The sequence below is a fragment of the Pseudarthrobacter phenanthrenivorans genome (assembly GCF_036455295.1).
In the GTDB taxonomy this organism is placed as follows: domain Bacteria; phylum Actinomycetota; class Actinomycetes; order Actinomycetales; family Micrococcaceae; genus Arthrobacter; species Arthrobacter phenanthrenivorans_C.
This window is the reverse complement of the sequence record NZ_JAYXNX010000008.1, coordinates 39,606-61,459: the sequence shown is the minus strand read 5'-3', so window position 1 is coordinate 61,459 and position 21,854 is coordinate 39,606. Positions and strand designations below refer to the sequence as shown.

At 66.3% G+C, this 21,854-nt stretch carries 21 protein-coding genes and 2 tRNA genes; 17 read left to right on the top strand and 6 right to left on the bottom strand.

All coding sequences use genetic code 11. The annotated features are described in order from the left end of the window. Positions 1–3: 3 nt before the first annotated feature. On the top strand, positions 4–1,518 hold the full coding sequence (gene gltX, locus VXJ37_RS12020; protein ID WP_331323261.1) for a glutamate--tRNA ligase: 1,515 nt from the start codon (positions 4–6) through the stop codon (positions 1,516–1,518). Then, complete coding sequence (locus VXJ37_RS12015; RefSeq protein WP_331323260.1) at positions 1,518–2,255, top strand: HAD family hydrolase; 738 nt, start codon at positions 1,518–1,520, stop codon at positions 2,253–2,255. Before gltX ends, VXJ37_RS12015 begins: the two co-directional genes overlap by 1 nt. 91 nt (positions 2,256–2,346) lie before the next feature. Here the strand turns inward: VXJ37_RS12015 and VXJ37_RS12010 are convergent, their stop codons facing one another. Continuing rightward, the gene (locus tag VXJ37_RS12010; RefSeq protein WP_331323259.1) at positions 2,347–3,954 is read right to left on the bottom strand and encodes a hypothetical protein; all 1,608 of its coding nucleotides are present in this window, start codon (positions 3,952–3,954) and stop codon (positions 2,347–2,349) included. Positions 3,955–4,255: 301 nt separating this feature from the next. Between VXJ37_RS12010 and VXJ37_RS12005 the strand changes: the two genes are divergently transcribed. Together VXJ37_RS12005 and VXJ37_RS12000 are read left to right on the top strand one after the other, a co-directional pair. After that, positions 4,256–4,327 (top strand) — tRNA-Gln (locus tag VXJ37_RS12005). Between the two features lie 128 nt (positions 4,328–4,455). Beyond that, positions 4,456–4,531 (top strand) — tRNA-Glu (locus VXJ37_RS12000). A gap of 240 nt (positions 4,532–4,771) precedes the next feature. Here VXJ37_RS12000 and VXJ37_RS11995 read toward each other — a convergent pair. Both VXJ37_RS11995 and VXJ37_RS11990 read right to left on the bottom strand, forming a co-directional pair. After that, a complete protein-coding gene (locus tag VXJ37_RS11995; RefSeq protein WP_331323258.1) occupies positions 4,772–5,332 on the bottom strand; it encodes a DUF1697 domain-containing protein in 561 nt (186 codons plus the stop codon). Between the two features lie 75 nt (positions 5,333–5,407). Next, positions 5,408–6,127, bottom strand: a complete 720-nt coding sequence (locus VXJ37_RS11990) for an IclR family transcriptional regulator (RefSeq protein ID WP_066276894.1) — start codon at positions 6,125–6,127, stop codon at positions 5,408–5,410. Positions 6,128–6,240: 113 nt separating this feature from the next. Here VXJ37_RS11990 and leuC point away from each other — a divergent pair, with 113 nt between their 5' ends. The 6 genes from leuC (at position 6,241) to VXJ37_RS11960 (ending at position 12,775) form a co-directional block, all read left to right on the top strand. Then, positions 6,241–7,713: a 3-isopropylmalate dehydratase large subunit gene (gene leuC, locus VXJ37_RS11985; protein ID WP_331323257.1), complete on the top strand. Its 1,473-nt coding sequence runs from the start codon at positions 6,241–6,243 to the stop codon at positions 7,711–7,713. Between the two features lie 9 nt (positions 7,714–7,722). Then, positions 7,723–8,325, top strand: a complete 603-nt coding sequence (leuD, locus tag VXJ37_RS11980; RefSeq protein ID WP_331323256.1) for a 3-isopropylmalate dehydratase small subunit — start codon at positions 7,723–7,725, stop codon at positions 8,323–8,325. Positions 8,326–8,472: 147 nt separating this feature from the next. Continuing rightward, complete coding sequence (gene murA / locus VXJ37_RS11975) at positions 8,473–9,798, top strand: UDP-N-acetylglucosamine 1-carboxyvinyltransferase (protein ID WP_331323255.1); 1,326 nt, start codon at positions 8,473–8,475, stop codon at positions 9,796–9,798. Between the two features lie 9 nt (positions 9,799–9,807). Then, on the top strand, positions 9,808–10,578 hold the full coding sequence (locus VXJ37_RS11970; RefSeq protein WP_331323254.1) for a lysophospholipid acyltransferase family protein: 771 nt from the start codon (positions 9,808–9,810) through the stop codon (positions 10,576–10,578). Beyond that, positions 10,575–11,624, top strand: coding sequence for an NAD(P)H-dependent glycerol-3-phosphate dehydrogenase (locus VXJ37_RS11965; protein ID WP_331323253.1), 1,050 nt, complete (start codon positions 10,575–10,577; stop codon positions 11,622–11,624). Before VXJ37_RS11970 ends, VXJ37_RS11965 begins: the two co-directional genes overlap by 4 nt. A gap of 2 nt (positions 11,625–11,626) precedes the next feature. Beyond that, positions 11,627–12,775 carry a D-alanine--D-alanine ligase family protein gene (locus VXJ37_RS11960; RefSeq protein WP_331323252.1) on the top strand — a complete coding sequence of 383 codons (1,149 nt, stop codon included), beginning with the start codon at positions 11,627–11,629 and terminating at the stop codon, positions 12,773–12,775. Between the two features lie 52 nt (positions 12,776–12,827). Here VXJ37_RS11960 and VXJ37_RS11955 read toward each other — a convergent pair whose 3' ends face one another. Then, positions 12,828–13,334: a DUF3515 domain-containing protein gene (locus VXJ37_RS11955; RefSeq protein WP_331323251.1), complete on the bottom strand. Its 507-nt coding sequence runs from the start codon at positions 13,332–13,334 to the stop codon at positions 12,828–12,830. A 69-nt stretch (positions 13,335–13,403) separates the two neighbouring features. Here VXJ37_RS11955 and thiL point away from each other — a divergent pair, with 69 nt between their 5' ends. From thiL to rsmD, 4 genes are read left to right on the top strand one after another with little or no spacing between them, the layout of a single operon-like run. Beyond that, positions 13,404–14,450 carry a thiamine-phosphate kinase gene (thiL, locus tag VXJ37_RS11950; protein ID WP_331323250.1) on the top strand — a complete coding sequence of 349 codons (1,047 nt, stop codon included), beginning with the start codon at positions 13,404–13,406 and terminating at the stop codon, positions 14,448–14,450. Between the two features lie 22 nt (positions 14,451–14,472). Continuing rightward, positions 14,473–15,459 (top strand): DAK2 domain-containing protein, encoded by a 987-nt coding sequence (locus VXJ37_RS11945; RefSeq protein ID WP_331323391.1) that lies wholly within the window; start codon positions 14,473–14,475, stop codon positions 15,457–15,459. Then, the gene (locus VXJ37_RS11940; protein ID WP_331323249.1) at positions 15,449–17,722 is read left to right on the top strand and encodes an ATP-dependent DNA helicase RecG; all 2,274 of its coding nucleotides are present in this window, start codon (positions 15,449–15,451) and stop codon (positions 17,720–17,722) included. Before VXJ37_RS11945 ends, VXJ37_RS11940 begins: the two co-directional genes overlap by 11 nt. Positions 17,723–17,764: 42 nt before the next feature. Beyond that, complete coding sequence (rsmD, locus tag VXJ37_RS11935) at positions 17,765–18,409, top strand: 16S rRNA (guanine(966)-N(2))-methyltransferase RsmD (RefSeq protein ID WP_331323248.1); 645 nt, start codon at positions 17,765–17,767, stop codon at positions 18,407–18,409. Here the strand turns inward: rsmD and VXJ37_RS11930 are convergent. Together VXJ37_RS11930 and VXJ37_RS11925 are read right to left on the bottom strand one after the other, a co-directional pair. Further along, positions 18,406–19,194: a spermidine synthase gene (locus VXJ37_RS11930; RefSeq protein WP_331323390.1), complete on the bottom strand. Its 789-nt coding sequence runs from the start codon at positions 19,192–19,194 to the stop codon at positions 18,406–18,408. The genes rsmD and VXJ37_RS11930 overlap by 4 nt on opposite strands. After that, on the bottom strand, positions 19,194–20,423 hold the full coding sequence (locus VXJ37_RS11925; protein WP_331323247.1) for an aminotransferase class I/II-fold pyridoxal phosphate-dependent enzyme: 1,230 nt from the start codon (positions 20,421–20,423) through the stop codon (positions 19,194–19,196). Before VXJ37_RS11925 ends, VXJ37_RS11930 begins: the two co-directional genes overlap by 1 nt. A 43-nt stretch (positions 20,424–20,466) precedes the next feature. Here VXJ37_RS11925 and coaD point away from each other — a divergent pair, with 43 nt between their 5' ends. The 3 genes from coaD to rpmF all read left to right on the top strand — a co-directional run bounded on the left by coaD (position 20,467) and on the right by rpmF (position 21,854). Then, a complete protein-coding gene (gene coaD / locus VXJ37_RS11920; protein ID WP_331323246.1) occupies positions 20,467–20,967 on the top strand; it encodes a pantetheine-phosphate adenylyltransferase in 501 nt (166 codons plus the stop codon). A gap of 164 nt (positions 20,968–21,131) precedes the next feature. Next, positions 21,132–21,614, top strand: a complete 483-nt coding sequence (locus tag VXJ37_RS11915; protein ID WP_331323245.1) for a YceD family protein — start codon at positions 21,132–21,134, stop codon at positions 21,612–21,614. A gap of 36 nt (positions 21,615–21,650) precedes the next feature. After that, positions 21,651–21,854 carry a 50S ribosomal protein L32 gene (gene rpmF / locus VXJ37_RS11910; RefSeq protein WP_009356569.1) on the top strand — a complete coding sequence of 68 codons (204 nt, stop codon included), beginning with the start codon at positions 21,651–21,653 and terminating at the stop codon, positions 21,852–21,854.

The following is a 21,854-nucleotide window of genomic DNA, read 5'->3' as shown; positions in this document are numbered from 1 at the left end:
ACTATGAGTATCGCTTCTTCGTCACCCGCCGCCTCCATCCCGCCCGTCACCGCCGAGACGCCCGTCCGGGTCCGTTTCTGCCCGTCACCCACGGGCACCCCGCACGTGGGGCTGATCCGGACGGCCCTGTTCAACTGGGCCTACGCGCGCCACACCCAGGGCACGCTGGTCTTCCGGATCGAGGACACGGACGCCGCGCGCGACAGCGAGGAAAGCTACCACCAGCTGCTGGACGCGCTGAAGTGGCTGGGCATCGACTGGGATGAGGGCGTGGAAGTGGGCGGCCCGCACGAGCCGTACCGGCAGTCCCAGCGCGGCGACATCTACCAGGACGTCATCAAGCGGCTGCACGACGGCGGTTTCATTTACGAGTCCTTCTCCACCCCCGAGGAGATCGAGGCACGCCACCGCGCCGCCGGCCGGGACCCCAAGCTGGGCTATGACGGCTTTGACCGGCACCTGACGGAGGAGCAGCTGGCGCAGTACCGGTCAGAGGGCCGCCAGGCCGTCCTCCGCCTCCGCATGCCGGATGAGGACATCACATTCAACGACCTGGTCCGCGGCGAGATCACGTTCAAGGCCGGATCCGTGCCCGACTTCGCCGTGGTCCGTGCCAACGGTGCACCGCTGTACACCCTGGTGAACCCGGTGGATGACGCGCTGATGGGCATCACCCATGTGTTGCGCGGCGAGGACCTGCTCAGCTCCACCCCGCGCCAGGTTGCCCTGTACAGGGCGCTTTACGCGATCGGCGTCGCCGAGTACATGCCGGAATTCGGCCACCTGCCTTACGTCATGGGCCAGGGCAACAAGAAGCTCTCCAAGCGCGATCCCGAGTCCAGCCTCTTCCTGCACCGCGAGAGGGGCTTCATCCCCGAAGGGCTCCTGAACTACCTGTCCCTGCTGGGCTGGTCCCTCAGCGCTGACGAGGACATCTTCACGGTGGAGCAGCTCGTGCAGCACTTCGACATCCATGACGTCCTGGGCAACCCTGCCCGCTTCGACCTGAAGAAGGCCGAGGCCATCAACGGCACGCACGTCCGGATGCTTGAGCCCAAGGTATTCCGTGACCGGGTGGCCCATTACCTGCGCGAAGCCGGCCTGGTAGGGGAGATCCTGACGGACCGCGAGGAAGAAATTGTCACCGAAGCCGCACCCCTGATCCAGGAGCGCATCACGCTGCTGGGCGAAGCACCGGAGATGCTGGGTTTCCTGTTCAAAGCCGACGACGCCATCGATATCGCCGATGACGCGCGCAAGGGCCTTCCCGCCAACCTTTCCGAGGTACTGGACGCCGCCATTGCCGCACTGGAGTCGGTTGAGGACTGGACGGCGGAAGACATCCAGGCCGCCCTGAAGCAGGCCTTGGTGGAGGACATGGGGATCAAGCCGCGGCTTGCGTTCGGGCCGGTCCGCACGGCTGTTTCCGGCCGCCGCGTGTCGCCGCCACTGTTCGAGTCCATGGTGATCCTGGGCAAGGAGTCCTCCCTGCGCCGGCTCCGCGCCTTCCGCGGCTGATGACTGCCCCAAGCCAGGCGCGTGCCGGGGCCCTGACCACACCCTTCGGGGTGGTCCGCGGCGTCCTCTTCGACATCGACGACACCCTGGTGGACCTGGAATACTCGATGACCACCGCCCTGCGCGAAGTCAGCGAGCACCTCCTGCCCGGCCTGGACCAGGCCGGGTGGGAGCGGTTCGGCCGCATTTTCACCCATGAGACGACGCACTTTTACGACCGCTACCTGGCCGGGGAGCTGACCTTCAACGAACAGCGGCTCCTGCGTGGACGGGCCGCGCTTGGGCATTTCGGGGTGGAACTGGCCGACGGTGAGGAATCGCACCGGTGGCTGACGGCCTACATGGAGAAGCAGCCCGCATACGTCAAGCCGTTTCCCGACGTGCTGCCCCTGCTGGACGCCCTGGACGGTGCCGGTATCCCTTACGGAGCCGTGAGCAACAACGTCCACGACTACCAGCGGGCCAAGCTGGACGGCGCCGGGCTGGAACGGATCACCCATCTCGTGGGCACAGACACCCTGGGTGTGGCCAAGCCCAACCCGGCAATGTACCTCGAAGGAGTCCGGCTGCTCGGTACGGCCCCGGGGGACACGCTGTATGTGGGGGACAACCGCCTGCTGGACGCGGAAGGTTCGACGGCCGCCGGGCTGGTTGGCGTTTGGCTGAACCGAGTGGGGGAAATCGTGGAGGACTTCGACGGCGGCATGGTGGCGTCCCTCGATCAGCTATTGAAGTAGCAATCAGCTTTTGAAGTAGCGTAGCGGCCGGCGCGGCCGCGGTCCTGTCAGTGCAGGAGCGCGGCCACTGCCAACGGGTTTGTGCCTGTTTTCAGCCTGCCGTTCCGGTCCGCAGGGCGCGCCTGCGAAGAAGGACGTAGGCTGCCACGGCGGCGGCCACCAGGAGGGCCACCAGCAACAGGGCGATTACCGGGTTGTCGAGCCACGACGACGGCGAAACAGCCGCGACTTTCGAGTGCAGCTCCTGTGTTCCGGCGGCGATTTTCGAGTTGCCGTCAGCCAGCTTGCCGGCGCCTTCGGCCAGTCTTCCTGAACCGTCGTCAAGCTTGCCGTTGCCCTCAGCGAGCTGGCCCGTGCCGTCGGCCAGCTGCGTCGAACCTGATTGAAGCTGCCCCGTTCCCTGGCTCAGGGTGGCGGTGCCGTCCGAGAGTGCCTGGGTTCCGGCCAGCAGGCCCGGATTGGCAGGATCGCCGTCGCCGCTGACGCCGGCGCTGAGTTTGGTGGTGCCGTCCTGCAGGTTGTTCGCGGCGTAGATCAGGCCGGGGCTCTCCGGGTCGCCGGGGACGCCGTCCATGCCCACCCTGATTTTGGCGGTGCCGTCAGCGAGCATGGTGGTCCCCAGCACCATGCCGGGGTTCTGCGGATCGGTGGCGTTGAGCTTTTGCGCCAGGATGCCGAAGCCTGCCTTCAGCCGGTCCGCGCCGTCGTTCAACTGCCCGGCCCCGGAGTTCAACTTGCCTGTTCCGGCCTTCAGCTGGCCGGCGCCGTCGTTCAACTGCCTGGCACCGTCATCCACTTTTGCTGCACCGGCATCGAGCTGGGCTGCGCCGGCGTAGGCCCTCCGGCCGCCGTCCGCCAGTTTGGCGATCTGGTCCTTGAGCACCGCCAGGGGCACCAGGCCCTGCGGTCCGTTGGCGGCGGCTTCGAGCTGGTCCAGTCCCTGGCTGAGCGCCGCAAGCCCGTCGCCCTTCGTGGGATCATTGCCGGCGCCCGGGTACCCCTTCAGCTGGCCCGCACCGGCCGCAAGCTGGCCAGTGCCGTTCTTCAGTGCTGCCGTCCCGGCGCTGAGGCTGGCGGCGCCGGCGTCAAGCTGCCCGGTACCGGCCAGGAGCTGGCCCGTACCCGCTGCGAGTTGCCCCGCACCATCGGCCAGATTGTCCGGTGCGTTTCCTGCGGGCGTGGGAGTCAGGGCCGCGGACAGGGCGACGGCACCAGCCTGGAGTTTCCGGGCGCCATCGTCCACCTGGTAAACCCCCGGGACGAGTTTGTTCAGGACGTCATTCTGCAGCTTGGTGGTGCCGGCGTGGAGTTTGTCCACACCGGGCGCCAGCTGGTCCCGCACCCCGGAGAAGATCTTTCCGGCGCCGGACTGCAGGGCCTGCGCCCCCGCGTTCAATTCGGTGCTGCCGTCTTTGACCTTCCGGGCGCCGTCCTTGACCTGCACCGAGCCCTTGTCAGCGGCGCCGGCGCCCGTGGCCAGCTGCCCCGAACCGTCCCTAAGCTGTGCCGCTCCGGCGGCGGCCTGCTCTGCCCCGTCCATCAATTGGACAGCTCCGTTGGAGATTTGACCGGTCAGGTAGGTGTAAAAGGCAAGGAAGAGGACCAGTAGCAGGGACAGGGCGATGATTGCCGTGGACTGGGACCGGAGTCCGGACCTGGCTGATGCGATGGCTGCAGTGCGGGTTGTCAACGCTGACACTTCCTAACTATCCGCCGGACGGCGCTGCCCGGTGGTGTGAACCGTGGTTGATATGGCGTTCCCGTGACCTCGTGGGTGCCCGGAGCAACAGGGCAGGGAGGTTGTTACCGATGGGTAACTTACTCGAGAGTAACCACATCGAGATGCCGCGGGCAAGGGTTTGGCTGGATTGCCCCGCAGGTGGCATCCGTGCGGGGCGGGTCTCGATTTGTGCGAGCCGAAAGTCTCGGGTAAAGTAATTTCTCGTGCTGAGGCGCACGGAGCAGGGAAAAAGCCCTGAAAGCCGGCCCGAAAGTGCCATTGGGATATGGTGTAATTGGCAACACTACGGTTTCTGGTACCGTCATTCTAGGTTCGAGTCCTGGTATCCCAGCTCTGGTTTGAAGGCTGATTTCAGCCCCGGAACAGAAGGTTTCAGGCCGGTTCGCCGATTTGAAACCATGGCGAAGTGTGTGAAATACTCACTGAGCTTGAGCAGCGGAAACGCTGCCGAAAGTACTCGGCCCCATCGTATAGCGGCCTAGTACGCCGCCCTCTCACGGCGGTAACGCGGGTTCGAATCCCGCTGGGGTCACCATCGAAATGGTCCCGGGCAACAGCCCGGGGCCATTTTTGTTTCCCCAACATGGCGCACCGGCCACGACGCCCATCACCTCCTGCGGCCACACGGGAAACGCCCCATCAGAGCACTTCATTTTCCGGAAACGACCTATTGCGTCCCGCAGCCGCGACGCAGAGTTGGTGGTGGCCGCCGGTGGAACGGCAGATTGCCCGGATCGCCGATTTCAAACAAGGCGTTGAAGGAGGCGGAAGCCGCTTAGTTGCCAGTTGCCCCGCTGGCCGGAAGAGCCGCGGCGGCGTCACGGACCTTGATGAGCGTCCGAAGGTTGCGGGTGGTGGTCGATGCCTTGAATTTGGCTTTGGCGCTAATTTTGCTGAAGGGGCTGTCCAGGGTTCCGCCCACCGGCGCCAGCCAGGCAAGCGCTTCCGGTCCCAGCCGTTGTTGGTCGTGACCGTCCAGGGCGGCTCCTGCGGCCTCCAGTTCATCGAGGACTGCGGCGTCCGATGACATGGTGATGTACGAGTGGGTGGACTTGTCGTCGTCGGGATAGGGGCAGGCCGCCACGAGTTGGGCCACCCTGCCGGCGTCCAGCACCACCACCCACGCCTCGTAACCGAATGCTGAGCGGAGGCACGTTTCGCATTCCCGCTTGACGGCGGCTGCGTCCAGGCTGCTGGAGAGCACCACGTTGCCGCTGGCCAGCAGCGTGGCTGCGTCCGGGAAACCGGAGTCTTTCAACGCGTCCCTCAGGGCCGCCATCTTGATATTGATTCCGCCAACATTGATGCCGCGGAGGAATACCGCATAGCTGCCCATGGGCCCAGCCTAGCGCCCGGATGGCCCGGGGCGGACCGCCGTCGGCCGCGTTCATGTTCTGCCGGTGTCCGTGCGTCAGTCGTTGTTCTTACGCAGGGCCTCGGTAAGGAGGCGTCCGGCGTTGCAGACAACTTCCGCGTGCAGGCGGCCCGGCTGGCGGGTCAGGCGCTCAATGGGGCCGGAGATGGAGACCGCTGCAATCACCCTGCCCGACGGGCCCCGCACCGGCGCCGAGACAGAGGCGACCCCCGGCTCGCGTTCGCCAAGGCTCTGTCCCCAGCCCCGTCGTCGGACGCCCGCCAAAACGGTGGGCGTAAAGCGGGCCGACTGCAAGCCCTCGAGGAGCCGGTCGTGGTCTTCCCACGCAAGCAGGACCTGGGCGGCGGAACCGGCCTTCATGGACAATTGGGTGCCTACCGGGATGGTGTCGCGCAAGCCGATCGGGCGCTCTGCGGAGGCGACGCAGACGCGCCAGTCGCCCTGCCGCCGGAAGATCTGGGCGCTTTCACCCGTGGCATCGCGCAACTGCATCAGCACGGGGCCGGCGGAGGCGATCAGGCGGTCTTCGCCGGCGGCCGAGGCGAGCTCGACCAGCCGGCTGCCGAGGACGAACCGGCCCTGGATGTCGCGGCTGACCAGGCGGTGGTGGACAAGCGCCAATGCAAGGCGGTGCACGGTGGGCCGGGCCAGGCCGGTGGCCGCCACGAGCTGTGCCAGCGTGGTGGGGCCGGCCTCGAGTGCGTCGAGCACCTGGGCTGCTTTATCAATGACACCGACTCCACTAGAATTGTCCATGTAATGATATTGCCGTCTCAATATCTGAGATGCAAATCTTTCGGCTGGCGTATCGCGGAGCCGTCCTGATTCAGTTGGACTAATCAGCCAAACAGCAGTGAAGGGAGATGGCCATGGCAAAGACATTGGCCGAGAAAGTCTGGGATGCACATGTGGTGCGCAAAGGTGACGGCGAAGGTGCCAACGCCCAGCCCGACCTTCTCTACATCGACCTCCACCTGGTCCACGAAGTCACGTCCCCGCAGGCGTTCGAAGGCCTGCGCCTGGCTGGCCGCAAGCTGCGCCGGCCGGACCTGACCATTGCCACGGAGGACCACAACACCCCCACCCTGGACATCGACAAGCCTATTGCCGACCTCACCAGCCGCACCCAAATCCAGACCCTGCGCAACAACTGCGCCGAGTTCGGTGTCCGGCTGCACAGCCTGGGCGACGCCGAGCAGGGCATTGTCCATGTCGTTGGTCCGCAGCTGGGGCTCACCCAGCCGGGCATGACGGTTGTCTGCGGCGACTCGCACACCTCCACCCACGGCGCGTTCGGTGCCCTGGCCATGGGCATCGGCACCTCCGAGGTGGAGCACGTCATGGCCACCCAGACCCTGTCGCTCAAGCCGTTCAAGACCATGGCCATCAACGTCGAAGGAACCCTGCGCCCGGGCGTGACCGCCAAGGACATTATCCTCGCAGTAATTGCCAAGATCGGAACCGGCGGCGGCCAGGGCTACGTCCTGGAATACCGCGGCTCTGCCATCCGCGCGCTCTCCATGGACGCACGGATGACCATTTGCAACATGTCCATCGAGGCCGGTGCCCGTGCCGGCATGGTGGCCGCCGACGAAACCACGTACGCGTATATGAAGGGACGCCCCCACGCGCCTGAAGGCGCGGACTGGGACGCCGCCGTCGAGTACTGGAACACCCTGAAGACCGACGACGACGCCACGTTCGACGTCCAGGTGGACCTGGATGCCGGCACGCTGGAGCCGTTCGTCACCTGGGGCACCAACCCCGGGCAGGGCGTGTCCCTCTCCGAGGCCGTGCCAAATCCCTCAGACTTCGGCGACGAAAACGCCAAGGCCGCTGCCGAACGCGCACTGCAGTACATGGGGCTCGAGGCCGGTACACCCATGAAGGACATCCGGGTGGACACCGTCTTCCTGGGTTCGTGCACCAACTCGCGCATCGAGGACCTGCGGGCCGCTGCGGACATCATCCGCGGCCGCACCAAGGACCCGAACGTGCGGATGCTCGTGGTTCCCGGCTCGGCCCGCGTCCGGCTCGAAGCCGAAGCCGAGGGCCTGGACCGCGTGTTCAAGGACTTCGGGGCCGAATGGCGGTTCGCCGGCTGCTCCATGTGCCTGGGCATGAACCCGGACCAGCTGGAACCGGGGGAGCGCTGCGCCTCCACCTCCAACCGCAACTTCGAAGGCCGGCAGGGCAAGGGCGGCCGCACCCACCTGGTCTCGCCGGTAGTGGCAGCAGCCACGGCCGTGCGCGGCACGCTCAGCTCGCCGTCGGACCTCGAACCGGCACCAGAACCGGTGGTTGAGCCTGTCGAAACCCCATCCGCAAGCCACGCAGCCTAGGACAACACCATGGAAAAGTTCACCAAGCACACCGGCGTCGGCGTCCCGCTGCGCCAGAGCAACGTCGACACCGACCAGATCATCCCCGCGGTGTACCTCAAGCGCATCACCCGCACCGGCTTCGAGGACGCCCTGTTCTCCGCCTGGCGCAAGGACCCGTCCTTCATCCTGAACCAGGAGCCCTACAGCGCGGGCTCGGTGCTGGTGGCAGGCCCGGATTTCGGCACCGGCTCCTCGCGTGAGCACGCCGTCTGGGCGCTGAAGGATTACGGTTTCAAGGCCGTCCTGTCCTCGCGCTTCGCGGACATCTTCCGCGGCAACTCCGGCAAGCAGGGCCTGCTGGCCGCGCAGGTGGCCCAGGATGACATCGAGCTCATCTGGAAGGAACTCGAAAACGCTCCGGGCACCCAGGTCACCGTGGACCTTGAGTCCAAGACCGTGGTCTGCGGCAACATCGTGGCCCCCTTCGACATCGACGACTACACCCGCTGGCGCCTCCTCGAAGGCCTGGACGATATCGGGCTCACCCTGCAGCATGAAACCGACATCACCGCTTACGAGGAAACCCGCCCGGCGTTCAAGCCCAAAACGCTGCCGGCCAGGGTTTCCTAGCCACCGGGCGCTGTCCGGCGGCGGGAGCGCGTCCGCCACGCCCCGCCGCCGGCGCCCCCTTATTTCGGTTCGGTAACGCGACCTCCTATGCTTGGTTGGAGCCTTTGCAAGGTGTTTGGGGGCTAGTGATCGTGAGGAAACCGGTATATGAGTAGTGTTCTGACAATCCGCGGCGGTGTCCCGCTTACAGGCCGCGTCAGCGTCCGTGGGGCAAAGAACCTTGTCCCCAAGGCAATGGTGGCGGCACTGCTGGGCAACGAACCCTCGGTGTTGCGGAACGTGCCGGAGATCAAGGACGTGGAAGTGGTCACCTCGCTCCTGCAGCTGCACGGCGTGACAGTGGAGAAGGATCCCGTCAACGGCGACCTCACCCTGGACCCCAAGGCAGCCAAGACGGCGCCGAGCACCGCTATCGACGCCCACGCCGGGGACTCCCGGATTCCCATCCTGCTGTGCGGGCCGCTGATCCACGCCATCGGCGAAGCCTTCATCCCGGACCTGGGTGGGTGCAAGATCGGGGACCGGCCCATCGACTACCACCTGGACGTGCTGCGCCAGTTCGGCGCCGTCGTCGAGAAACGCCCCGGCGGCATCCACATTTCCGCTCCCAAGGGCCTGCACGGAGCCAAGATCTCGCTGCCCTACCCGTCCGTCGGTGCCACGGAGCAGGTCCTGCTGAGCGCCACCCGCGCGGAAGGGATTACCGAACTTTCCGGTGCCGCCACCGAGCCTGAGGTCGTTGACCTGATTGCCGTGCTGCAGAAGATGGGCGCCATCATCAGCGTCCAGACTGACCGCACCATCCGCATTGAGGGCGTCCGGGACCTGGGCGGCTACAACCACAGGGCGCTCTCGGACCGCAACGAATCCGCCTCCTGGGCATCGGCTGCGCTGGTGACCCGCGGCGACATCTTTGTCGAGGGCGCGTCCCAACGCGACATGATGACGTTCCTGAACACCTACCGGAAGGTGGGCGGGGGAATGGACATCGGCGAGGACGGCATCCGGTTCTACCACAAGGGCGGAAAGCTGAACCCGCTGGTCCTTGAGACGGACGTCCACCCGGGCTTCATGACCGACTGGCAGCAGCCGCTGGTGGTGGCCCTGACCCAGGCCGAGGGCGTGTCCATCGTCCACGAGACTGTCTATGAGAACCGCTTCGGCTTCACGGATGCCCTGATCCGCATGGGCGCCAGCATCCAGGTCCACCGCGAGTGCCTGGGGAGCGTTCCCTGCCGGTTCGGCCAGCGCAACTTCCTGCACTCCGCGGTGATTTCCGGCCCCACCCAGCTCAAGGGAACCGATATTGACGTTCCGGACCTGCGCGGCGGGTTCAGCCACCTGATCGCCGCACTGGCCGCCACGGGAACCTCACGGGTCACCGGCATCGACATCATCAACCGGGGCTACGAGCGCTTTACCGAGAAGCTGGCCGGCCTCGGTGCCGATTTCGACATCACCACCACGAAGTAGAGCGGGACTGTGAAGGAATCTGCCAAGAGCAGGGCCACGTTTGCGTTCATCGCGGGCATTGCCAGGCCGCTGCTGAACCTCATGATGGCCAAGTCGTGGGAGGGCACGGAAAAACTGCCCGCCGGCGGTTTCATTGCCGCTCCCAACCACTGCACCGAAATCGACCCTCTGGTGGTGGGCCACATGCTGTACAACCAGAAGCGGGCGCCGCACTTCCTGGCCAAGGCTGCGCTGTTCAAGGTTCCTGGCCTGGGCACGCTCCTGCGCGCCACCAAGCAGGTGCCGGTGGAACGTTCGACGGCGGGCGCGAACCGCTCGCTCCAGGTTGCCCAGGAGATCGTGGCTGAGGGTGGCGCCATCATCATCTACCCGGAGGGAACGCTGACCCGCGATCCCGACCTGTGGCCGATGAAGGGACACACCGGCGCCGCGAGGCTCGCCCTCGAAGGCGGTATCCCCGTGGTCCCCATCGCCCACTGGGGCGCGCATGAGGTCTTTCCCAGGTACGGGAAGACCTTCCATGTCTTTCCCCGCAAGCGTTCGCGCGTGGTGGTGGGAGACCCCGTGGACCTCAGCGCCTTTGCCGGCCGTCCCCTTGACAAAGCCACGTTGACGGAAGCTACCGACGTGATCATGGATGCCATCACCGCGCTGCTGGCAGGACTGCGCGGCGAGCAGCCGCCGTCGAAACGCTGGGACCCGGCCAAGCAGCAGCAGTCCAAGCATGGCCGGTTCGTGGATCGCGGACGTGAGCCCAGTGCAGGAACGGACGCTTCGTGACCGCTGACGCCAAGCCGGGAGCGGCCCGCACCGTGGCCGTCCTCGGCGCAGGGTCCTGGGGGACCACCTTCGCGAAGATCCTCGCAGATGCCGCCATCGCCACCGGAACGCCGCGTGCCATCAAGCTGTGGGGCAGGCGCGCCGAAGTGGTCGAAGAGATCAACACCAAGCACCGCAACAGTGACTACCTCAAGGACATCGTCCTGCCGGAGAACATCACGGCCTCCACCGATGTCCGTGAGGTACTGGCAGGAGCCGAGCTCGTGGTGTTGGCTGTGCCCGCCCAGTCCCTGCGCCCGCAGCTGCGGGAATGGAAGGACATGATCGCACCCGGAGCAGTTGTGGTCTCCCTGATGAAGGGCCTGGAGCTTGGGACCGACGCGCGGATGAGCGAGGTCATCAGCCAGGAACTGGATCTGCCGCGCGAACGCATCGCGGTGGTCTCCGGACCCAACCTCGCCATGGAAATCGCGCGTGAGGAACCCACGGCCTCGGTAGTGGCCTGCAGCGATTCCGCCACTGCGGGCTGGCTTGCCAGGAGCTGCACTGCCCCTTACTTCCGTCCCTACACCACGGCCGACGTCGTCGGCGTCGAAATTGGCGGGATCGTCAAGAACGTGATCGCACTGGCCGTCGGCATCTGTGAAGGCAAGCAGATGGGTGACAACACCAAAGCCTCCGTGATCACCCGGGGCCTCGCGGAGACGTCGCGGCTTGCGCTGGCGCTGGGCGGGGAGGCCAAGACCATGGCCGGACTCGCCGGGCTGGGCGACCTCGTGGCCACCTGTTCATCCGCGCTGTCACGGAACCACACCGCAGGACGGCTGCTGGGCGAGGGCCTGACATTGGAAGAGGTGGGCCGCAAGATGACCCAGACCGCCGAGGGCATCAAGTCCGGGCAGGCTGTCCATGAACTTGCCGGCAAGCTAGGCGTCGAAATGCCCATCACTGCCGCCGTTGTCGCGGTGCTGGCAGGCAAGCTGTCCGTTGACCAACTGGGGCCGGTTCTGCTGTCCCGGGAATTGAAACCTGAAGGCGATTACTGACCATGTCCCAAGACACACCTGCCACCGGAGAAACGCGCACCACCAGGAAGCCGCGCGTCGCCGTGCTTTTCGGCGGCCGCTCCAGCGAGCACTCCGTCAGCTGCGTTACTGCAGCAGGCGTGCTTGGCGCGATCAACCAGGACAAGTACGAGGTGATCCCCATCGGGATCGCCAAGACCGGCCAGTGGGTCCTGGCCCCCTCCGAAACGGCACAGTGGTCCCTCTCAGCGTCCGCCCTCCCCGAGGTTGTACCCTCCGCTGAAACCGTCACCCTCGCCGAGATCGGTGGCGAACACCAGCTGATCGTTGCCTCACCCAACCAGGTGCCGCAGGAACTTGGCGCCGTTGACGTGGTCTTCCCGCTGCTGCACGGCCCCTTCGGCGAGGACGGAACCATCCAGGGACTCCTTGAGCTTTCGGACACCCGCTATGTTGGCGCCGGGGTCCTGGCATCGGCCGTCGGCATGGACAAGCACTACATGAAGGTGGTCTTTGAAGCCGCCGGGCTCCGCGTTGGCCCGTACGTCACCGTCACTGACAGGCAGTGGCGCCGGGACCCCGAATCCGTCCGGAAACAGGTTGACCGGCTGGGGTTCCCTGTCTTCGTCAAACCGGCCCGGGCAGGTTCATCCATGGGCATCTCCAAGGTGGACGCGCTCGAGGACCTGGACGCCGCCATCGAAGAAGCGCGCCGCCACGACCTCAAACTCGTGATCGAAGCCGGAATCGTGGGCCGCGAGATCGAATGCGCCGTCCTGGAGGGCAGGGGGACCGATGCGCCCCGCACCTCGATGCCCGGTGAAATTTCCGTGGCCGGCGGGACCCACGAGTTCTACGACTTCAATGCCAAGTACGTCGAGGATGACGCCGCGGCCCTCAGCTGCCCGGCCGACATCCCGGCAGAGGCCATCTCCCGGGTCCGCGAACTGGCGGCCACGGCGTTCGACGCGGTGGGTGCCGAAGGCCTGAGCCGCGTGGACTTCTTCTATACGCCCGATGGCGAGCTGATCATCAACGAGATCAACACGATGCCCGGCTTCACGCCCAAGAGCATGTACCCGCAGATGTGGGCTGCCTCGGGCCTGGACTACGCGGACCTGATCGACGAACTCATCTACCTGGCCCTGAACCGCAGGACCGGCCTCCGCTAGCGGCGGCTCCAGCCACCGGCTGTGTCCGGTGGCTGGGCCTGCCTGCAGAAACCTACTGGCTTTTTGGCAGGTTCTGCAGGTCTTCCTGTCCCACGCAGTTCCGCACCGACGGGACTTTTGCCGCCGCTGCGGCAAGGTCAGCCAGGACGGTGGCGGAGCTGATCTTGTCCGGGTCCAGGAGGATTTCCGTGGCAGGTTCCCGGCCGTAGGTGGTCAGGGTCCACACGGGGTCCCCTTCCTTGATGACCCAGTCGACTCCGTTGACGGTGACGCAGCGGTCCGTCGTCGGCCCCGGCACGTTGACTCCACAGCGAAGGATCACCAGCGAAGGATCACCCCAGGCCGCGGTTGCCTGGCTGTTGGTCTTGCGCAGCTTCGAATCGCCGATGGCATCCGGGAGCGCCACCATCATGGGTGCGCATGCGGGATTGGCAGCGTCCTTTGCAGCGGTAACGTCAACGGCGGGGGAGCAGGCTGTCAACGACAGGACGGCGATTGCCCCGACCATCGCCATCCTGGCGGCGGCGCGGGCGGACAGGGGCAACTGGGGATGGTGCATGACTCCAGCCTATCGCCGCCGCACGGCCCGTCCGGACACGATGTCGGCCGGGCGCGGTAGCGTAGTGGCGTGCCTGAAGACCTCCGCAACCGCGTTGACCGCCAGCCCACCGTCGCCGGACTTTCCGAAGCCGACCTGCTGGCCCGGATCTTTCCGCGCCTTCGCATGGAGGACTCCCACACCATCAACACAGTGCTGGGGCCCGGGGATGACGCGGCAATCGTCGCAGCGCCGGACGGACAGACCGTCATCAGCATCGACACCCAGGTCCAGGACCAGGATTTCCGGCTCCTCTGGCCCAACGGCTACCGCACCACCGGGTTCGACGTCGGGTGGAAGGCCGCGGCACAGAATCTCAGCGACATCAACGCGATGGGGGCACGCGCCACGTCCATGGTGGTCAGCCTCACCCTTCCCGTTGACACGCCCGTCAGCTGGGTGGAGGACCTGGCGGACGGGCTGACGGCGGGCATCCGGGAGCTCGGTGCGACGCACTGTTCGGTAGCGGGCGGCGACCTGGGCCGTGGGCGTGAAATTTCGGTGACGGTAGCAGTCCTGGGAACGCTCGACGGCGGCCGGCCGGTCCTCAGGTCCGGCGCGCAGCCGGGGGATATCCTGGCGCTTGCAGGAACGGTGGGACATGCCGCAGCCGGCTTGGCCCTGCTTGAGTCGGGCGTGGCCGTGGACACGCTTGCGCCGGCGGAGCGTGTCTTCGTGGACCTGCAGAGCCGCCCCCGCCCGCCCCTCGACGCCGGGCCCGCGGCCCGGGCCGCAGGTGCCACCGCAATGCTGGACATTTCGGACGGACTGCTGCGTGACGGAGGGCGGCTGGCAACCGCCAGCAATGCCGCCGTCGCCCTCGATCCCGCGGCCCTGGCCCGCTTGGCGGGCCTCCTGGCGCCGGCAGCCAAACTGCTGGGGGCCGATGCCGAAGCCTGGGTGCTGGGCGGCGGTGAGGACCACGGCCTGCTGGCCACATTCCCTGCCGGCGTTCAGCTGCCACCCGGATTCACTGCGATAGGCTCGATACATGCACTCGGTACCGATGAAGGCCCGGGTGTCCTGACAGCGGGCCGGCCCGGGGACACCGGGGGATGGGATCACTTTGCACACTAAGGTTGCCGCCAACGCGCTGGCGATGAAGAGGTGGCTGGGCAAGGCTGAAACTGCCCTGGGAAACCACAGCGACCGGCTCAACGCCATCAACATCTTTCCGGTGGCAGACGGTGATACCGGCACCAACCTCTACCTCACCGTCCGCGCCGCCGCCCGTTCCCTGGTCCTCGCAGACGACCAGCCGGCACCGGTGGACGTCGGGGAAGTCCTAGCCATAGCAGGCCAGGCGGCCATGGAGGAGGCGCGGGGCAACTCGGGCACCCTTTTTTCGGTGTTCCTTTGTGCAGCTGCCGAGCCGCTGGCCGGACACACCCGGATGACGTCCACCCTTCTGTCCGCCGCCCTGAACCGGGCCCAGATCCGCGCCTGGTCCGCCTTGAGCGATCCTGTTCCGGGAACCATGCTTTCCGTGATGGAGGCTGCCGCCCGCGCGGCCGCCGCAGTGGACGCCGGACAGGACGGCGATGACAGCAACCATGCCCTGGGCCTCGCCCTGGACGCGGCCGTGGAGGGAGCCCTGGCGGCCGTGGTCCACACCGAAGAGCAGCTCGACGCACTGCAGTCCGCGCACGTCGTGGATGCAGGAGGTGTGGGAATGCTCCTCATCCTCGACTGCCTGCGCTCCGCAATCCTGGGCGAGGAACTGCAGGACGAGCTCCTTGACGGCCTGCACGGGTACGACGTCTCCGATCCCCACATCCACGCTTCCATGCCGGACGACGACGGCGTGGAGGTCATGTGCACCATCAGCCTTTCGCCTTTGAACGCCGCCACCCTCCGCCAGCGGCTGGATGAAATCGGCGAGTCCGTGATCATGAGCCAGGTGGGCAGCGGCCCGGACACCGAAGGCAACTACCGGTGGCGGGTACACGTGCACGTCCCGGAGCCAGACCCCGCCGTGGCCATCATCCGGTCCCTCGGTGAACCGTCCCAGATCAGCATCAGCGAACTTGCCCTTCCCCGGGACCCGGATGTCAATGCAGTGAACACCGGCGGGCATGAACGCTGAGCTGGACCTGGCCCTGGAGCGGAGGATCGGGAAACGCTCCGCTGCAGTCATCGAGAAACACCTTGCCATCACCACGGTCGAAGGCCTCCTGACCTATTTTCCCCGCCGGTACCTCACCCGTGGGGAGCTGACCCCCATCAGCGAGCTTCCGCTCGACGAGGAGGTCACCCTGATCGCCCGGGTGCTATCCAGCAGTACCCGGCACATGCAGGCCCGCCGCGGGACCATCACCGATGTGATCGTCTCCGACGACGACGGGCAGCAGGGGCTGCACCTGGTGGGTGGCCGCGACTTCCGCGGCAAGGTGCCCGGCACCCTCAAGATCAGCTTCTTCAACGGCTACAAGGCCAAAACCGAGCTCCTGCAGGGGCGGCGTGCCCTGTTCTCGGGAAAGGTCACCAGCTTCAAAGGGCAGCTGGGCCTCACCAACCCGGACTTCCTCATCCTGGACGACGACCCCTTCGTGCAGGGGGACGCCGACGCCGGAAAGCTCGCGGCCATGCCCATCCCCGTATACCCGGCCACGGCCAAGCTCCCCAGCTGGAAGATCCAGAAGGTCATCGCCACCCTGCTGGAAACCACCGACCTCGGTTCGATCGCCGATCCTGTCCCGGAGCCGGTTGCCATGCGCGAGGGCTTCCTGCCGGTTGCGGATGCGTACCGGCTGATCCATGCGCCGGAGACGGCTGCCGACTGGAAGCGCGCCCGCGAGCGTTTCCGCTTCCAGGAAGCACTGGTGCTGCAGTCCGCCTTGGCGCGGCGGCGGGCCCAGCTGGCCGCAGAGGAGGCCACGGCACGGCGGCCGCTCAGCGACGGTATCCTTGCCGCGTTCGACCGGAACCTGCCCTTCACCCTCACGGGGGGTCAGGCAGCCGTCGGCAGCACCCTCGCAGGCGAACTGGCGCAGGACACCCCCATGAACCGGCTGCTGCAGGGCGAAGTGGGGTCGGGCAAGACAGTCGTGGCCCTGCGTGCCATGCTGCAGGTGGTCGACGCCGGGGGTCAGGCCGCGCTCCTGGCGCCCACCGAAGTCCTCGCCGCCCAGCACTACGACTCCATCCGGCGCACCCTCGGCCCACTGTCCGGCGACGGTCTGCTGGGCGGCCTCGCCGCGGGCAGCGGGCCTTCCGTCCAGGTCACGCTGCTGACGGGTTCCATGCCCACGGCGGCACGGAAACAGGCCATGCTGGACGCCGCGTCCGGTACGGCAGGGATCATCATCGGCACCCATGCGCTGCTCAGCGACAATGTGTCCTTTTACGACCTGGGCCTGATTGTGGTTGACGAACAGCACCGCTTCGGCGTCGAACAGCGCGACGCACTGCGCGCCAAGGCCAGGAAGCCGCCGCACCTGCTGGTCATGACCGCCACCCCGATTCCGCGCACCGTTGCCATGACCGTGTTCGGCGACCTCGAAACCTCCACCCTGGAGGAACTGCCCAAGGGCCGGGCGCCCATCACCACGCATTTGGTCGGCCTGGCGGAAAACCCGGCATGGGCCGCGCGGATCTGGGCGCGGGCCCGGGAAGAGATCAATGCGGGCCACCAGGTGTATGTGGTCTGCCCCAAGATCGGCGGGGACGACGACGGCGACTTCAGTCCGGGCGAAGCCGGGCCGCCGGGCCTTGACGGCGAGGAAAGCCAGCGGGAACTGGCCTCGGTGACAGCCGTCGTCGAACATCTCCAGGCCGAGCCGTCGCTGGCCGGAGTTCCGCTGGCCCCCCTCCACGGGCGCCAGGACCCGGACCTGAAGACGGAAACCATGGCCGGGTTCACGGCCAACCGCATCAAGCTGCTGGTCTCCACCACCGTGATCGAGGTGGGGGTGGACGTACACAACGCCACCCTGATGGTCATCCTGGACGCCGACCGGTTTGGCATGTCCCAGCTGCATCAGCTCCGCGGCCGGGTGGGCCGCGGCGGCCTGCCCGGGACCTGCCTGCTCGTGACCGCCCTGGAACCGGGCCATCCGAGCCGCCGGCGGCTGGAAGCCGTGGCGGCCACCACGGACGGGTTCGTCCTTTCCCAGGAGGACCTTAAGCTCCGGCGTGAGGGCGACATCCTGGGCGCTTCCCAGTCGGGCGGACGTTCAACACTGAAGCTTCTCAGGGTCCTTGACCATGAGGACGTGATCGCCAGGGCAAGGGAAGACGCCCAGGCGATTGTCGGCGCCGATCCGCTGTTGTCCGGCCACCCTGAACTGGCCGATGCCATCGAAAAGTACCTCAACCCCGAGAAGGAGGCGTTCCTTGAACGCGGTTAGCAACGAGAGGGCACTGGGCCCGGACGCGTCGCGGTGCGCGCCGTGACCCGGATCATTGCAGGCGCCGCCGGCGGCACGCCGCTCACGGCCGTCCCGGGGTCCCTGACCAGGCCCACCACGGACCGCGTCAAGGAAGCCCTGTTCTCCCGCCTGGATGCCTTCGACGTCATAGCGGGGTCCCGGGTGCTTGACCTCTATGCAGGATCCGGCGCCCTGGGTGTGGAAAGCGGAAGCAGGGGAGCCCAGGCAGTGGACCTGGTGGAGTCCGATGCCAAGGCCAGCGGCGTATGCCAGCGCAACGCGGACCTCATCAACGGGGTGTTGGGGCGCAAAGCCGTGACTGTCCACCGCTCCAGGGTTGAGCCGTTCCTGGACCGCGCCGGGGAAAACGCAGCCTGGGACCTGGTGTTCCTGGATCCGCCCTACCCGCTGGAGGAAGCGGGATTGTCCGCGGTGCTGGAGAAAGTGGCTGACCACCTGGCTCCGGGCGCTGTTGTGGTGGTGGAACGGTCCTCCCGCTCCCCGGAACCTGGATGGCCGGACGGCCTGACGAGGTTTGCGGAAAAGAAGTACGGGGAAACACGCTTGTGGTTCGCCGAACCATTCGTACCCGATGCCATCGCCCCCGATGACCTTGCTGACACCGCTGCGGTTGACGCTGAAGAATCCGGCGTCCAGGGCACTTAGCCCGAGAATGGGTCCAGGTCCACTCCCGCCAGGACGCGGGCCGGGTGGGGCCCGCGGGCGGCAAGTTCCGCTGTCCATGGTTCCGGCCACGGTCCCTGGGTCCCCACGAGGATGATGTTGCCCGGATACCGTCCGTCGAACATCCCAGCCTCGCCGAACGCTGCCACGTCGCCCATTGCTTCCCGCATCGCCGCCACCTGGCTCCGGACCAGGGTGAGTGCCGCCTCGTCGCCCACGTTGACCAGCAGCAGCCCGTCCCGGCCCAGGCGTTCCCGGGCTTCCCGGTAGAAACCACTGGTGGCGATGTGGGCCGGCGCTTCGGGGCCGGAAAAAATGTCCAGGATGACGACGTCGAACGTCAGGCCGGGAGGAAGTGCGCCGAGCGCGCCGCGTGCGTCGCCGATGATGGTGGTGAGGTCCGTTCCTTCAGGCATGGGAAGGTGCCGGAGGACAAAGTCGAGCAGTTCGCGTTCCAGTTCCACTGCGTACTGCACGGAGCCCGGGCGGGTTGCCTGGACGTACCGGGCCAGGGTGAGGGCACCTGCTCCCAGGTGAAGCGCCCTGATGGGTTGTCCCTGCGGGGCTGCCAGGTCCACCACATGGCCGATCCTGCGGAGGTATTCGTAAAAGATCTCCTCCGGCCGGTCCAGGTTCACGTGCGACTGTTCCGCTCCGCCGATGCTCAGCACAAAACCGCCGTCGGTGAACGTATCAGGTTCGATCGTGGCGTGCTGGCCCGTCATCCGCAGGAACCTGTTGGCTGTCCGGCCGCTGCCCCCGCCCATCACAGCCGGTCGCGCAGGGTTGCCAGCCGCGAGGCGGCCTCCTCCAGGACTTCCACCCGCTTGCAGAAGGCAAAGCGAAGCAGGCTCCGTGTCCGTTCGGCTCCTTCCGGGTGGCAGAAGACCGGAACGGGGATGGCGGCTACGCCAACCAGTGAGGGCAGGCGCCGGGCGAGGTCCAGGGCGTCAGTGATGCCAAGCGGCGCAGTGTCCACGTTGACGAAGTACGTTCCCCTGGGCGTGAAGACATCAAAGCCGGCGGCGCGGAGCCCGGCACTGAGGATGTCCCGTTTCTGCGCCAATGCCGAGGCGATGCCCTGGTAGAACGCATCGGGCAGGGCCAGGCCTGCGGCGATCGCTGCCTGGAAAGGCGTCCCGGAACTGTAGGTGAGAAATTGTTTTACCGTGCGCACTGCTGAGACCAGGTCCTCCGGGCCGCTCAGCCAGCCGATCTTCCAGCCGGTCAGCGAAAACGTCTTTCCGGCCGATGAAATGGTGATGGTCCGGTTTGGAGCACCGGGCAGGGTGGCCACCGGGGTATGCGTGACGCCGAAAGTGAGGTGTTCATACACCTCGTCGGTGATGACGATGGCATCGTGCTTCTCCGCAAGCTCCACCACCCGCTGCAGGACCGCTGGTGGAAAGACGGCACCCGTGGGATTGTGCGGGTTGTTCAGCAGGACCACCCGTGTCCGCTCGTTAAAGGCCACCTCCAGCGCCGCCAGGTCGGGCATGAAGTCCGGGGCGGCCAGCGGTACGGTGGCGTGGGTGGCGCCCGAGAGTCCGATGATGGCGCCGTAGGAGTCGTAGAACGGCTCAAACGTCAGCACCTCGTCGCCTGGACCGGCGAAAGCGAGGAGGGCCGCGGCGATTCCTTCGGTGGCACCAGTGGTGATGATGACCTCGGTCGCGGGATCCGGGGCCAGCCCATAGAAGCGTTCCTGGTGCGCCGCAACGGCCTCCCGGAGTTCAGGCAGTCCCTTGCCCGGCGCGTACTGGTTGGCGCCTGCTGCGATGGCTGCCCGGGCCGCCTCCCGGATTTCGGCCGGCCCGTCCTCATCAGGGAAACCCTGCCCCAGGTTGACGGCGCCGGTCTGGACGGCCAGGGTGGTCATCTCCTCGAAGATGGTGACGCCCAGGCCGCCACCAGGCGCCAGGAGGTTGGCTCCGAGCGCGGCCCGCTGCCACGGAGCAGGTGCCAGGGGGGTGGAAAGTTCCCGTGGTGGATGCATCCAGTCATGGTATCCCGGGCTTCCCATGGGGTAGGTTCGGACCATGAGACGCGCTGTGTGCCCTGGATCCTTCGACCCCATCCACAACGGCCATCTCGAAGTCATTGCACGGGCGGCCGGCCTGTTCGACGAGGTCATTGTGGCCATCTCCACCAACTACGCAAAGAAGTACATGTTCAGCCTGGACGAGCGGCTGGAGATGGCGCGCGAAACTTTGGCTTCGCTCAAGGGCATCGTGGTGGAGCCGGTGGGCGCAGGCCTGCTGGCGGAGTACTGCCGCCATCGCGGCGTGTCCGCCATTGTCAAGGGACTCCGGTCCTCGTCGGACTTCGACTACGAACTGCCCATGGCCACCATGAACCGCCAGCTGAGCGGCGTGGAGACGGTGTTCCTTCCGGCTGAGGCGAGCTACGTCCACCTCTCCTCCACCCTCATAAAAGAGGTGGCAAGCCTGGGCGGCAGCGTTTCCGATTACGTTCCGCGGTCGGTGCACCGGCGCATGGTTTCCGGCGAGCCTTCGCCGGATCAGCGGTCAGGACGGTAGGCTGGATCGGTACTTCGGCGCTTCGTCCTGCCGGTTTGAGTCGCCATGGCTCTTCAGGCTAAGATGGTACGTCGGTCATATGTTCAACAGGAGTTCTCATTAACAGAGATGCTGGTTCGCCCCTGGCGTTCGACGTCAAGGACCTCGGGCGCAGCCCGGGAAGCATGCGGACGCTGAAGGAACATGTACCCGCACCGGGTGATCTTGGTGTGGCGCTCATTGGTGTTCAGGAGGGCTCGGATGTCGAGCTCGACCTGAGGCTTGAGGCCGTACACGAAGGAATTCTGGTATCAGGAACCGTTGTCGCCGAAGTAACCGGTGAATGCGGCCGATGCCTGGATCCCCTTGCGTATGACCTTGAGGTCAATGTGCAAGAACTTTTCTTCTACGAGGGCGCTGAGCTCTCGGACGGAGAAGAAGATGAAGAGCAACGTCGAGTCGAGCACGATGTAATCGATCTTGAACCGGTGTTGCGGGACGCGGTTGTCACCAACCTGCCGTTCCAGCCGGTGTGCCGGGAAGACTGCCAGGGCCTTTGCTCCGAATGCGGAGTTCGCCTGGAAGACGAGCCGGGGCACCACCACGAGGTCCTGGATCCTCGCTGGGCTGCCCTAGCTGATATGGCTAAGCCTGACCGGCAAAATTGATTTGTACGTGTTTGTCTAGAGAGAAATGAGTTAGCCGTGGCTGTTCCCAAGCGGAAAATGTCTCGCTCGAATACCCGCGCCCGCCGCTCGCAGTGGAAGGCGACCGCCCCCCACCTGGTGAAGACCGTTGAAAACGGCCAGGTCACCTACAGCCTGCCGCACCAGGCAAAGGTCGTTACCGACTCTGCCGGCACCGCGCTGTTCCTTGAGTACAAGGGCCGCAAGGTCGCTGACGTCTAA